The 12400-nt window shown below is 44.9% G+C and carries 13 protein-coding genes and 2 pseudogenes; 3 read left to right on the top strand and 12 right to left on the bottom strand.

All coding sequences use genetic code 11. The annotated features are described in order from the left end of the window. Positions 1 to 48: 48 nt before the first annotated feature. The 4 genes and pseudogenes from HK413_RS08620 to HK413_RS08605 form a co-directional block, all read right to left on the bottom strand. Positions 49 to 1547 (bottom strand): annotated as a pseudogene (locus HK413_RS08620) (glycoside hydrolase family 97 N-terminal domain-containing protein). Between the two features lie 125 nt (positions 1548 to 1672). Next, positions 1673 to 3514, bottom strand: a complete 1842-nt coding sequence (locus tag HK413_RS19750) for a glycosyl hydrolase (protein ID WP_175269893.1) — start codon at positions 3512 to 3514, stop codon at positions 1673 to 1675. Beyond that, complete coding sequence (locus tag HK413_RS19745) at positions 3496 to 4323, bottom strand: glycosyl hydrolase (RefSeq protein WP_175269892.1); 828 nt, start codon at positions 4321 to 4323, stop codon at positions 3496 to 3498. Before HK413_RS19745 ends, HK413_RS19750 begins: the two co-directional genes overlap by 19 nt. Continuing rightward, complete coding sequence (locus HK413_RS08605) at positions 4263 to 4541, bottom strand: hypothetical protein (protein WP_175269891.1); 279 nt, start codon at positions 4539 to 4541, stop codon at positions 4263 to 4265. Before HK413_RS08605 ends, HK413_RS19745 begins: the two co-directional genes overlap by 61 nt. Before the next feature lie 237 nt (positions 4542 to 4778). Between HK413_RS08605 and HK413_RS19740 the strand changes: the two genes are divergently transcribed. From HK413_RS19740 to HK413_RS08590, 3 genes are all read left to right on the top strand, one after another. Beyond that, complete coding sequence (locus HK413_RS19740; protein ID WP_175269890.1) at positions 4779 to 5195, top strand: PQQ-dependent sugar dehydrogenase; 417 nt, start codon at positions 4779 to 4781, stop codon at positions 5193 to 5195. Further along, the gene (locus tag HK413_RS19735; protein WP_175269889.1) at positions 5192 to 7441 is read left to right on the top strand and encodes a PQQ-dependent sugar dehydrogenase; all 2250 of its coding nucleotides are present in this window, start codon (positions 5192 to 5194) and stop codon (positions 7439 to 7441) included. The genes HK413_RS19740 and HK413_RS19735 overlap by 4 nt, the downstream gene beginning before the upstream one ends. Positions 7442 to 7616: 175 nt before the next feature. Beyond that, positions 7617 to 8321: a sugar phosphate isomerase/epimerase family protein gene (locus tag HK413_RS08590; protein ID WP_175269888.1), complete on the top strand. Its 705-nt coding sequence runs from the start codon at positions 7617 to 7619 to the stop codon at positions 8319 to 8321. 2 nt (positions 8322 to 8323) lie between these two features. Here HK413_RS08590 and HK413_RS08585 read toward each other — a convergent pair whose 3' ends face one another. From HK413_RS08585 to HK413_RS19725, 8 genes and pseudogenes are all read right to left on the bottom strand, one after another. After that, the gene (locus HK413_RS08585) at positions 8324 to 8635 is read right to left on the bottom strand and encodes a hypothetical protein (protein WP_175269887.1); all 312 of its coding nucleotides are present in this window, start codon (positions 8633 to 8635) and stop codon (positions 8324 to 8326) included. Positions 8636 to 9109: 474 nt separating this feature from the next. Then, a pseudogene (locus HK413_RS15205) lies at positions 9110 to 9547 on the bottom strand (DUF4097 family beta strand repeat-containing protein); the annotation flags it as partial. A gap of 16 nt (positions 9548 to 9563) precedes the next feature. Then, entirely contained in the window at positions 9564 to 9773 is a 210-nt protein-coding gene (locus HK413_RS15200) for a hypothetical protein (RefSeq protein ID WP_217452185.1), read from the bottom strand. Positions 9774 to 9787: 14 nt separating this feature from the next. After that, positions 9788 to 9928 (bottom strand): hypothetical protein, encoded by a 141-nt coding sequence (locus HK413_RS15195; protein WP_217452184.1) that lies wholly within the window; start codon positions 9926 to 9928, stop codon positions 9788 to 9790. Positions 9929 to 9943: 15 nt separating this feature from the next. Beyond that, positions 9944 to 10822 carry a DUF4097 family beta strand repeat-containing protein gene (locus HK413_RS08575; protein WP_175269886.1) on the bottom strand — a complete coding sequence of 293 codons (879 nt, stop codon included), beginning with the start codon at positions 10820 to 10822 and terminating at the stop codon, positions 9944 to 9946. Between the two features lie 13 nt (positions 10823 to 10835). After that, positions 10836 to 11651, bottom strand: coding sequence for a zf-HC2 domain-containing protein (locus HK413_RS08570; RefSeq protein WP_175269885.1), 816 nt, complete (start codon positions 11649 to 11651; stop codon positions 10836 to 10838). 11 nt (positions 11652 to 11662) lie between these two features. Continuing rightward, positions 11663 to 11929 carry an RNA polymerase sigma factor gene (locus tag HK413_RS19730; RefSeq protein ID WP_217452183.1) on the bottom strand — a complete coding sequence of 89 codons (267 nt, stop codon included), beginning with the start codon at positions 11927 to 11929 and terminating at the stop codon, positions 11663 to 11665. Beyond that, complete coding sequence (locus HK413_RS19725; RefSeq protein ID WP_217452182.1) at positions 11926 to 12213, bottom strand: RNA polymerase sigma factor; 288 nt, start codon at positions 12211 to 12213, stop codon at positions 11926 to 11928. Before HK413_RS19725 ends, HK413_RS19730 begins: the two co-directional genes overlap by 4 nt. Positions 12214 to 12400: the final 187 nt, after the last annotated feature.

Below are 12400 nucleotides of genomic sequence, written 5' to 3'. Positions count from 1 at the left end.
ATCATATCTATGGCAAATAGTTAACGCCACGTACTGAGTTGTTCTGACCTAAAGAATGCCGCAGATGGGACACTCGTCGAAGCGCTGATAGCCAGGCGCTGGCGGGGGAGTTAAACACTCCGCATTATCTGGCGGTTGGTCGCCGCCGTATATGCTGCAACAGTTCTCGTTTGTCGATGCAAGGCCGGCGAACCGTCGGCCGATTGGCTTATATGCGCCATGGAACTGGATGAACAAATGGTGAGCCCCGGCTCTTTGCAATATCTCCTCCTGAATCTTTACCATCTGTTGGTCGTCGCGGTCCAGAAATCTACCATCATACCTTTAATGCCCCATTTTTCAAACTGTGTAAAGGCAGCTTCTAACTGTGGGTAAAGCGCGTGCCAGTTTACCCAAACGTGTATATTTACGCCCTTGCTTTTGGCATAATCGCAGATCTTTTGCATATCCGGGGAGGCCACCGATTTAGTTACATCAGAATAAGTCCCCGGGCTGCCATAGCCTGCCCAATTGGTAGGATACCATGAAAAGCCGCCATAACCTATTACTGAATGGTATTCGATATGGTTACGTGCGCAAAAATCAATATAGTACTTATTGGTTTCGAAGTTAGCCCCGGGGGTAAATGAAGTATCAGGAACAACATCTCCATTCCACCAGTGGAACGAAGTTTTACCCGTTTTCAGCCACGAATAGTCTTTCTGTTTAGGCGGCTCATTTAAGTTTGTAAGGATATTCGATTCTATCAGATCGCCTATCCTGTCGCTTATCATCATTACCCGCCATGGCGTATGGTGCGGGATAATAGCTTTTACCTTTATTTCCGTTTGCCCGGGCAATGGCGAAAGTTTGCTTATAAGTCCATCACCATGTTTGCCTAAATACATTCCGGCATAATCGCGCAGACTGGCTTCGGTAATAGCCATATAGGTTTTGTTGGGGAACTCAAGCAGCGCAGGCATGTCTACTAACGCCTCTTCCTTAAGTGCATTTAATGGCATTTTTTCATATAACCCTTCGTGGCTGCTGGTATAGTTTTTAAAGCTGAGGGCGCGCAGTTGCGGATATCCGGCAATGTTAAACTCGCTGTTCTCGTCGGTTAAGGTATAAGCGTTCCAATTTTTTTGCTGTGGAAACTCATATCGAAAAGCTAACCCATCATTAAACACACGCACCACAATATTTATCATCCGCTTTGCCGCGCCACTTTCAACCAGCGGGATAATAACTTCGCGGTAATTACTGATAACATGTTTAGTTTTACCCACCACCAAATCATACTGCTCATTACCGGCTTTATAAACGGGTTTCAACATTTTCAGATCCGACACAAAATTGCCGCTGTCTCTGAGCATTAAACCCAGCGCCGACTTATTGATCAGCGCCTTGCCCTTGTAGCTAACCCGGTATAGCGGTTTTTCTTTCGTTAATATAAACGCGAAGCGGATATTACCATCAGGCGATTTAAGACTAATGCTGTTTTGAGCCAATGCCGGCTGGAATATACATAGCGATATTAACCCTATAAGAGATTTTATCCATTTCATCAGGAATTATAATTGGTGGTTTACGCTAATGTATTAACATATTTTAAACAATGCAATTGTAGGTAAAACAGCGGGTGGTAATTACTCCTTTTATTAGCTTCTCAAAACAGCGTTCAGCAAATTCACTATTTAGCTTCCTGAATCTTAACGGGCCCAATCAACCCCGACGGATACAGCGGCGTGTCCTTATTAAACTTATGCATATTTGTTAGCGTAAAGCGCTTTTCTATCGGCAGCGGCTCATCGCCTATCAGGCGGTTGGGCCATAAGTTCACTACTGTAATTTCCAGTTTGTTTATGCCATGATGCGCCGCTTGGGTAATGTCTACCTGTGCGGGTCTTGTCCATACCACGCCCGGGTTAACGCCGTTTACTTTCACCACGGCTTCTTCATGCACTTCGCCCAAATCAAGTATTAGTTTTTTGCCAGCGGATCGCTTATCGATTGTAAATGTTTTATTGTATACAGCCGTGCCCGAGTAATGCCTGATGTTATAATCGTCAAACTTTGTCCAGTCTATTAATGAATCGATATGTAAATTAGCCGGGCCACCCCATTTAGGATCAAAATGCAGGTCCCAGCCACCGGTTAAGATCGTTGTGTTAAGGAGGATGGGATAATTCGATCTTACCTTACCCTGTGTTTTCGTGGCGATGGATTTACGAAACACTATAAACACCGATCCCCGCGGATCAAACTCCAACGGAACAGTAGTTAAACCATTGGCTTGTGTAAATGCTGTGGCAGGCCGCGTTTCGCCCGTAACAGGGTTCCAGATCTCGGGTTGTTTGCCGCTTACGCGGAACGTGGCATTGATTTTTTCCCCGGCATCCCAGCGGCTGGCGATAAAATAAATATCCTGATTACCTGCTTTTCGATGGATCCAGTCGATATCACCCGCGTCGCTCAGGCCGGTATAGCTAAAATCAGGCGCTATAGATAAATCGCTCAATACTTCTGCGGCAGTACGGTCGGTTACAACATGCTTTGGCTTTGATTTATCCCAAAGCATGGCTATTACTTTTTCCAGCCTTGTTGTTTCTGTCGGGTTAATGGTCAACCCTGCAATGCCTTCGGGCCGCGGACCAACAACCACACCACCAGCAGCCACCAACGATGCAATTTTATCAAGCGCCTGCGGCGCAATTTTGGCATGGGCCGGCATTACCAGTATTTTATAGCTCATGCCGTCGGGCAATACAAAGCGTTCATTTTTTACACTGACACGGGTAAGCAGCGCATCAAGGTTTAAATTATCATGATCGTACCCCGGAGCAGGTAGCGATGGCTGGGTCTTCTGCGGTTCGCCATGGCCTATGCCATCGCCAACAAAATAAAGCGCATCAGCAACAAACAGACCTTGTTGCAGCATATACGAGCAGCGACCAACATAGGCATTAAATGCGGGTGTTTGCTCCCACCAGGTTACGTTGCGGCTGTAGTGCGTGCCGGCAAAGTAAACAAAACCGGGCTTGCCGGTAACTGATGACGAATGACTGAAATTATGGAACACTATTGAATTTGTCCCATCGCAAAATGCCTGGTCGGCAACATTCTTTAGGTCAAAAAAGGTTTCTTCCCAATGCGGACCGACGGAGGTAAATGCCTCACATGGCGTTAACAATTTGCCATAGATATGATTAGCATTCGCTGTGTTTCGTAATAGAAAACGCCTCTCGGGGGTAGGGCGGTGTACCGACGGGATCCAAAACTCGCCCATGGCAACATCAACTTTACTTGAATTTTTCATGCCATCCAATTGCGCCGAGTTTGGCCCTGATGCTTCTGAATAGCTGATCAACCCATTTTTATTCGCTAGCTCTTTCAATCGCCCGTAATGATTTTTGGCGATGAGGTCGGCGATGGTGCGGTAATAGTCGCGGCGGATCCCTTCTGATTGCACCGAATCGCCAACGGTTATCCCAACAAGCGCTGGCAGCCTTGATATCAAATCATAATTGCGCAATTCTTTAAACTTTTGCGGAAACAGCCGGGTCCGGTGGTTTCGCCGCCTTCCCAGCTATCGTCTTCAATACCGGTTAGTCCTTTTTTTTCTTCGGGCGTCATTTCCTTCAGCATCCGGCCAATGGTGTGGCTCCACGTGGTATCCAGTGCTTCTGCGCTCATGCCATCGGTAAATAATCCCCATACATCTCCTTTGTTGGTGGGCTGGTAAGCAAAGCGCAGGATCTTCCATTTCCCTGCGGGGACATCCCAACGCAGGCGACCGTCGGTATCCATCTTATCAGAAACATTTATAACGGCACCATTTTGTGAGACGGCTAAAACAGCAATGTTATGCCCTATAAATTTCGGTGTCTTTAAATTTTGCGATTGCCGTGCCGACTTTCTTTTATAATCCGCGGCAATGGCTGCTGACGGCAAATAAGTTGCCGAAACAGTTTCGTTTGGTTCGGGCAATATCTCGTTGAAGGTTGTACCGCCTTCAATATTCTTTTCAGACCACAACATCCGCTGCTGCCCATACTCGGCGGGGATAGGGCCTGATGTGCCCGCCAACCCAACGCTTAGAACCAGCTTTACGCCTAATCGACCAGCCTCTTTTGCGGCAAATCTAAATAGTTCGCGTACACGATTATCCCATGGTTGCAGGTGCGCTGTTGGCAGCTCGTTCATGTAAGCGCCGGCAAAATCCTTAGTTGGGGTAAAAATATATTTCTTGTCTTTTAATACCATGGTAGCCAAAGTCGAGCTTAGCTCGCTGCCGGTACCGCTTTCGTATAAGATAGCGCCTTCAATACCTTTGGCGTGCATTTCTTCCGGTCCTTTGTAATGGCTTCCTTGCTGGTATTCACCCGCAGCCACATCCAGAAAACCCGGGGGCGTGCGATATGGGGCGGGGTTTTAAAATGACTGGCCATCTGCGGATCGGCGTTGGCGGTTGTTGCATTAAACCCTTTCTGTTTTTGCGCAAAGACAGGTATAGTTAGTAAAAATGCCGTTATGGCTATAAGGATATTTTTGGTTTTCATTTGATAACCGTTGATTCGGTTCTGTTGGTTTAAAGTAGGCTTTCCCAAACTTATATTAAAAATCCTTTAAATCAAATTGTATAAGTATGGTGCTGGTTTAAGTATGATTTACGTAAACGTTGGTAAATGACATCATTTATGTGTAACAAATTTGATAATTTGTAAAAATATAGTATCATTGGGCACCAATTATTCAATAATCAGCTCAGTTTCTTGCTATCTTACTAACCAACTGTTATGCGTAAACACATTTTACTATCAGGCTTGATAACAGCCGTATTGATTTTGAACGCTTCGGCACAACAAAAGCCGGACGAGAACCGCTTTACCAAAGTAGTACTGGCTCAGCGTATAGAAGAGCCTATGCAGTTCCAGATCCTTAAGGATGGCAAGGTTTTATATGCCGAACGGAAGGGAAAACTAAAGTTATATAACCCTGTCACCCAAAAAATATCCGTCATCCATGAGTTTTCTGTAAGTACAAAGTATGTAAGCCAAACAGGCGAGGTTAGCGAAGCCGAGGATGGTTTGCAGGGCGTGATCCTTGATCCGGATTTTTATAAAAATCATTTTATCTATGTTTACTATGCTCCTGCAGGTAATGAATCTGTAAACCGTTTAGAAAGATATACCGGGATGGAAAAGGCCCATTGAATATTTCATCCAAAAAGAAAGTGCTTGATGTTGCTGTGCAGCGTTTTGAGTGCTGCCACGTTGGCGGAGGTATGGTGTTCGATAAAAACAAGAATTTATATTTAAGTACGGGTGATAATACTTTTTCGCGGGCATCCGACGGATTCTCGCCGTTAGACGAACGCCCGGGCATGTTTACCCGGGATTCGCAAAAAGGCTCATCCAACACCAATGACCTGCGCGGAAAGATCCTGCGAATCCACCCAGAAGCCAATGGTACCTATACTATCCCTAAAGGAAATTTATTTAAACCGGGTACGCCATTAACGCGTCCCGAGATCTATACCATGGGCAACCGTAACCCATGGCGCTTAACTATTGACAGTAAAACCGGCTGGTTATATTGGGGCGAGGTTGGCCCGGATGGCAGCCAGGATGATTTTGAGCACCGCGGACCACAATCATACGACGAATTTAACCAGGCAAAAAAACCGGGTAATTATGGCTGGCCTTATTTTGTGGGCAACAGCTTCCCTTATCATCATTATAACTTTGCTACTAAGGAGCCGGGGCCATTGTTTGATCCCGAGCACCCTGTAAATACATCGCCAAATAATACCGGCCTTAAAGACCTGCCACCTACAACGCCGGCCTTTATCTGGTATTCAAAACAACAAAGCACCAAATTCCCGTTAATGGAGAGTGGTGGTAACAGCGCGGTAGGCGGGCCGATATTCCACGCGGCTGATTTTGGTAATGCAGCACGTTTGTTCCCGTCATATTATGAAGGCAAGTGGTTTATTACTGATTGGGTACGAGGCTGGATAAACGTGGTAACCATTGATGATAATGGTAATTATGTTAGCATGGAGCGTTTCCTGCCTAACCAGAAACTGCGCGGACCAATTGATATGAAGTTTGGGCCTAACGGCGATCTGTATATATTGGAATATGGTAACGGCTATTTTAAAGATAACCCCGAGGCCGAGCTGATCCGCATAGAGTATAATGGAGGCAACCGTAAACCGCAGGTACAGGCAACAGCCAGTAAAATAGCCGGCACTGTGCCGTTAACGGTTAATCTCTCATCAGCAGGAACAAAAGATGATGATGAAGGTGATAAATTAACCTATAGCTGGAAGATCACCAAAAACGGCGCGCCTTTTAAAACTATTGCGCAAGCTAACCCTTCAATAACTTTTACCACGCCGGGTGTTTACAAGGCGCTGTTAACCGTTAGCGATACCAAAGGCGCTATTAACAGCAAAGCAGTTGAGGTTAAGGCTGGCAATGAGCCGCCGGTTATAACGTTTAATGTGACCAAAGGAAATTCAAGCTTTTTCTTCCCCGGCAAAAGCATTGCGTATAATGTAAGCGTAGTTGATAAAGAGGACGGCAGTTTGGCTAACAAGCGCATTTTACCATCGCGTGTGGCTATCAGCGCAAACTATTTATCAGAGGGTTATAACATGACGGCTATTGCCTCAAAGCAGGGTGCTACAGATGCCGGTGCGCAATATGCCGGCGCAATGGCGCTTATTGCGAAGAGCGATTGCAAATCTTGCCATTCGGTAACCGAAAAGGTATTGGGCCCGGCGTTTACGCAGGTTGGCCTAAAATATAAAGGTGATCCGGGAGCTACGGACCGTTTGGCCAAAAAGATCATATCGGGCGGCCAAGGGGTATGGGGCGATGCCCAGATGCCGGCCCACCCAACATTAGCCGACGCTGATGCTAAGGCTATCGTTCAATACATATTAAGCCCGGGTTACCCTGCGGCAAAAGCAAAATCGCTGCCGGTAACCGGAACTTACACCACTATAGTACCCCAAGGTAGTAATACAGCCGGCAGCTTTATACTGCGTGCTGCTTATACCGATCGTGGCTCGAAAGGAATAGCCGCACAAACCGGCGAGCAAACACTGGTATTAAGTGCGCCGGTGTTACCGGTTTCAAAAGCAAATGCATCGCATGATTTGTATATGGCTGGTGACGGCACCGTTGCGCAAATTAAAAATGCGGGAGCGTGGTTACAGTTTAACCATATAGACCTTACTGATATTAAGAAAATAACATTTATAACCGGAAGTCGCGGCGCTATTGGCAGCGGAACCATAGCGTTACGCGCAGCTTCGCCGCAAGGAAAAGTAATTAGCAGCTATACCGGTGCTTATGATAAAAACATGAGGCTAAATATTCCGGACGGTGTTGGTATAACCGACTTATACCGGTGTTTAATGGCTCGCCGCTGTCATTGCGGGCCTTAAGCTTTAGTGACGATTAATTAAACATTTTACGCATAAATCAAGAACATGAACAAACGCAGAGATTTCCTCAAAAACATGGGCGCACTGGCTGTCGGGTCAGTATTGCTATCATCTTATAAACTTGCTCCTAAAGGGGTAAAAACGCTGGGATCCAGCTATACACTTTCCGCCAGAAATGTTAAAAGACCCGCAAGGCACGTTAAAAATTATAGCCGACCTGGGTATTAAACAGATAGAGTCTGCTGCAAGCAATAAGGGACTGTTTTATGGTTTAACGCCAACCGAAATGAAGAAAACCTGCAAGGACCTGGGCCTGACTTTGCGTAGCGCGCATTGCGGAATTGATGCCAACTGGCAAAAAACCGTTGATCAGGCTGCAGAATCAGGACAGGAATACCTGGTTTGTTCCACCATTCCATATTCAGGTGATACCGTAGCCAACTATCAAAGAATAGCCGAACGATTTAACAAGGCCGGCGAAGAGTGCCAAAAAGCAGGTGTAAAGTTTGGCTACCATAATCATGATTATGAATTTAAGGTTGACGGAGGATTGGTATTGTATGATGTGCTATTGGTAAATACAGACCCCGAGCTGGTTTCAATGGAAATGGATCTGGGCTGGGTGGTTGCTGCCGGTAAAGACCCGCTTGCTTATTTTAAAGAATACCCGGGCCGTTTCCCGTTATGGCACTTAAAAGATATGAAAGGCAGAAACAGCGTTGAGTTTGGAAATGGCTCGTTAGATATTAAAGGCTTGCTTAAACAAGGCAAAGATGCCGGTATGAAATACTTTTTTATTGAGCAGGAAGAATATCCGGCAGGGTCGCCGGCGGCAAGTATGAAAATCAATATGGACTACCTGTCAAATCTTGACGTTTAAAATTACATAGCAACACTATGCCCGGGGCGTGGGTCCTCGGGCAATATTTCCATTTCAGGAAACTCAATATACTCTGCATACCATTGTATAGCCCCTACAACATCCAGCGCATCCTCTGCAGATATATCAATTGTCTCAAAAGCATATAGCTTGCCGCGCGCATACCCAAATAACTGTATTTCATTATTATTGGGCTCAAACCTGTCATTATCCGTGCAATGAACCCGTATCTTCAAGTTGGTGTCTCTTGAATGAATAATATCGCGGCAAGGGTTATTCGGATCGGTTGCTAACAGATATACATTGTATTCCATATATTTCCTAACAACGGTTAAGGCGGATAGTTTCAGGTTTTTTATTTATGGGTAGATAAGGGTCTGAGCGATTGATATTTTAGGCTGACAGACATATCGGGTTAACAATAATAAGGCACTTTCGGCATTTAAGCATTCTATTTACTATCCCTGTTATCAATAGTGTAAAATGCACCCTAATTGGGGAACAATTTCAACATTAAAAAATTCCCTCTTAGGTTAAAAGTTTCCTTTTACGCAATTGTAACGCGCCTGTTACAGTTGGCATTCTGTTTGTCTAAGTATAAATAACCCTCCCAAAAGGGTTGTTTTTCATAGGTAGATGTAGGGCCGAAATACTGCGAGAGTCATTCGGCCCTTTTTAACCCACCGGAAAATATTAAATTGAATTTGCCCCTAATAATAACATATATATAAAACAAAGGCCCCGGATTATCGGGGCCTTGTTTACTTAGAGAAATATTAGGATTGTAGTTATTTTGCTTTACGCAGGTAAATATTACCGTTCATGTTTTTCATCAGCAACTCTGGTCCGCCGCCGCCGATTGTACCATTTACCCAATCTTCAATCTCGATATGATATAAGCCATCTTTAACCGTTTTATTGGTTTTGGGCGCCGCGCCTTTAGTAGCCGCCATATCAAAGTCGGTATAGATCTCGCCCCTGTCCGACCTTAGTTTAACGTTTGCCCTAAGGCTTGGCGGGAAGGTTACATCAACATTTCCATTAAGTGTGGTAAATGCCATCGCAGCTTTAGGGTCTATAGACTTTAGCGTAACTATTACATTCCCGTTAACAGTATTGGCAACTACAGATCCGCCCACGTTGGTTAATTTGATACCGCCATTAACATTTATTACTTCAATATCACCGCTGATATCACTTGCATTTATATTACCCCCATTCACAGTATGTAGTTTAACGCTATTAGTTCCCCTGGGGTACTTTAATTGTAAGCGTTACCTTTTTGTTGGCGTAGCCTGTTGTTACGTCAACCACGTTGTTTTTTTGTCGGGCGGTAACATCCAGACCGCCGCTGGTCGAGATCCGTTTCATCCCATTTTGGTTGTCGCCCCTATCTTTACGCCCCTCTGACTGTGCGTCAATTACGATGTCTTTGCCTTCGTAGGCTATCACTATGATGGATCCCGTTACCAGTCGACATTTAACTTATAAGGTTTGCCCGGTTCGCTTAGCGACACCACCAATTGTTCTTTCGTTTCCTGAGCCATCAATTGTATCGATAGCATCATCGCCATTAATAGTATGCCTGTAATTTTTATTGCTTTCATGTTGTTTGTTATTAATTAAGCTTTTTTAATATAGATATTTCCGTTGAGGGTTTCAAACTTAAAGAGTTTGCCGCCGGTACCTACTTTTATCTGGGTGTTTTTATTGAGTTTATACGTTGTGCTGTTATCTTTTTTGGTTTCGGTTTTTACCACCTGTGTAGGCAGTATCTCGGTATTTTCAAAGTCGGTATAAAACTGGCCGTTCATGCTTTTAAACTGCAGGTTTGCTGCCGTGTTGGTTTGGTAGGTTACTTCCAATTTGCCGTTTAGTGTATAATAAGTGCTTGGCTGGGTTGGGTTGGTTAAATAGCTAACTATCAGGTTGCCATTAATCGTTCGTGCATCGGTGGTGTTTTTTGCGTTTTCAATAGCTATGGCTCCATTTACATTGTTAACTTTTAACGTTCCATATACATCCTTCACATCAACATTGCCATCATTTACGGTAGCTACATTGATGTTAATATTGTTGGGAACTTTTACCGTATATTCCAATTTAACATGATAATGCCTGCGCTCGTCGTTGTTATGATTTCTATCCCAACGATGTGGGCGGCTATCATACGGCGCAGCTGTATATGCGATCACCGAATCAGCTTTTTGATCGAACCCTAATTTAAATTCTTTTTTAGCCAGCTCCATTTGCTCGGCGTCATCAGCAATAATAGTTTGATCTATCTCTATTTGTATTTGATTGCCGTTATAACCCTCAACCTTAATATTGCCAAACACGTTATACAACGAAAACACAGTGTTTGCAGCGCCTTGCTGTAAGGTTATTTGTTTACTGATATGCTCCTTTGCCTGTAGCTTATCCTTATCGCGGTCTACTCTTTTTTGGGCAAAACAGCTCCCGTATCCCGCTATCAGCGCGATCCATATTAATACTTTCATAATCTAAGTTTGGTTAAATTAAACTGTTTATTGTTTGCTTGATCTTGTCCCTGACACCGTTGTCCGTGTTCTTTTGTTTTAATAGTTCTTTAAATAAGCGCACTGATTTTTTTTCCTGCAGCTTCAACATCACATCTGCAATGGCCGATTGCATTAGCGGCGAATCCTGCGTGGTTATAGACTGGATCAATCCTGTTCTTACTTCGGGATGATTGGCCAGATGGGTCAGCGCGTCAAGTGTACTTAACCGCACGTTTACATTAGGGTCGTTATTTAATGTCGCTAAAAGCGCCTCAATAACCTGTTTGTCCACATGTTTTATCTCGGTAGTATAGCTTACCCCCTTTATCCTTTCGGATGCTGACGGGTTTTCCATCAGCGCCAGCATCATGGTTTGCTTTAGTTCATGCACCTGTCCGCTTAATGCCTGTAGCTGTTTGTCCTGCTGCGCGCCTTTAGCAGTATTGAATACCCAATAGCCGCAGGCAAAGCTAACCGCAACTATCACCAGGCTATAAGCCATTGGTAACCTCGGCTGCCAGTACCACAAGTTATTCAGCTTATCTTTCAACTCGCGCAAAAACCTGTTTTTGTCGGCTTCAGTTTCTTTATACGTATCCAGCATCGCTCGGAACTTAATCTGCATATGTGCAGATGGTTCGGGTATCTCAATTGTGTCCATATCGGCCCATACCCGGCGCACGGCTGCCAGCTCTTCGCGGCAGGCGCTGCACCCGGCAAGGTGTTGCTCCAGCATTTCGCTTTCGGCCGGTTTAAGCTCCTTCTTTATCCAGCCGGTAAACAGTTCCTCATATTGCTCGCACTTCATCTTTTTTCTGTTTATCGTTCTACGTTTATATATATCTTCTTTAACTCCTGTATGGCCCGGTGCACCCGCACTTTTACCGCGCCCTCACTAATATTTAGTATTTGCGCAACTTCCTGGTGTTTTAATTCCCGGAAACGACTTAGCGTTAACACTTCCCGCTCATCAGCATTAAGTCGCTCCATCGCCCGGCGCAATCCTTCGGCGGCCTGCTTTTTTTCCAGTTGCAGTTCAAGGCTAACGCCGTCAGGCAGCCAGTCGGCCATTTCTTCTACACTCATCCCCGTTTGCACCTGCTTTTTTGCCGCCCCCGGTCTTTCAACACATTACGCGCAATGGTGTACATCCAGTGCACAAATTCGCCGGTACCGGTAAAGCTGTTGCGATATTTGATCATCTTATAAAAAATAACCTGCACCATATCTTCGCTGGCCTCGCGCTGATAGGTCATGTGGTAAAGAAAGCGGTACAATTGCCGGTGGTAGCGCTCAAAAAGCAGCCCCATCCGGTCAAGGTCGCCGTCCCTTACCTTCAGCATTATCGCATTGTCAGTTAATGAGTTCAATGCGGTTTATTTTTTTATTGTGATCATATATGGTACTGTAAACTCCGATAAAAAAATTTGGTTACAGGAAATTTACGATTTTTTTATCTGCAGCCCATAAAAACAAAAAAGGGCCGCATTTTTAAGTGCGACCAAAGGTTTTAAACCACCATTGGACCGTGGTGTATCAGCTGTTTCAGGCGTACCG

The organism is Mucilaginibacter humi (assembly GCF_013087555.1).
The sequence above is the reverse complement of the archived record's forward strand: the minus strand, read 5'-3'. Positions and strand labels throughout refer to the sequence as shown.

What these genes read in the sequence shown, in the direction of transcription:
- HK413_RS19745 (WP_175269892.1), bottom strand. Translation starts at nt 4,323, where the DNA reads ATGCACGCCAAAGGTATTGAAGGCGCTATCTTATACGAAAGCGGTACC.
- HK413_RS08605 (WP_175269891.1), bottom strand. Translation starts at nt 4,541, where the DNA reads ATGAAAACCAAAAATATCCTTATAGCCATAACGGCATTTTTACTAACT.
- HK413_RS19740 (WP_175269890.1), top strand. Translation starts at nt 4,779, where the DNA reads ATGCGTAAACACATTTTACTATCAGGCTTGATAACAGCCGTATTGATT.
- HK413_RS08590 (WP_175269888.1), top strand. Translation starts at nt 7,617, where the DNA reads ATGTTAAAAGACCCGCAAGGCACGTTAAAAATTATAGCCGACCTGGGT.
- HK413_RS08585 (WP_175269887.1), bottom strand. Translation starts at nt 8,635, where the DNA reads ATGGAATACAATGTATATCTGTTAGCAACCGATCCGAATAACCCTTGC.
- HK413_RS15195 (WP_217452184.1), bottom strand. Translation starts at nt 9,928, where the DNA reads ATGAAAGCAATAAAAATTACAGGCATACTATTAATGGCGATGATGCTA.
- HK413_RS08575 (WP_175269886.1), bottom strand. Translation starts at nt 10,822, where the DNA reads ATGAAAGTATTAATATGGATCGCGCTGATAGCGGGATACGGGAGCTGT.
- HK413_RS08570 (WP_175269885.1), bottom strand. Translation starts at nt 11,651, where the DNA reads ATGAAGTGCGAGCAATATGAGGAACTGTTTACCGGCTGGATAAAGAAG.
- HK413_RS19730 (WP_217452183.1), bottom strand. Translation starts at nt 11,929, where the DNA reads ATGAGTGTAGAAGAAATGGCCGACTGGCTGCCTGACGGCGTTAGCCTT.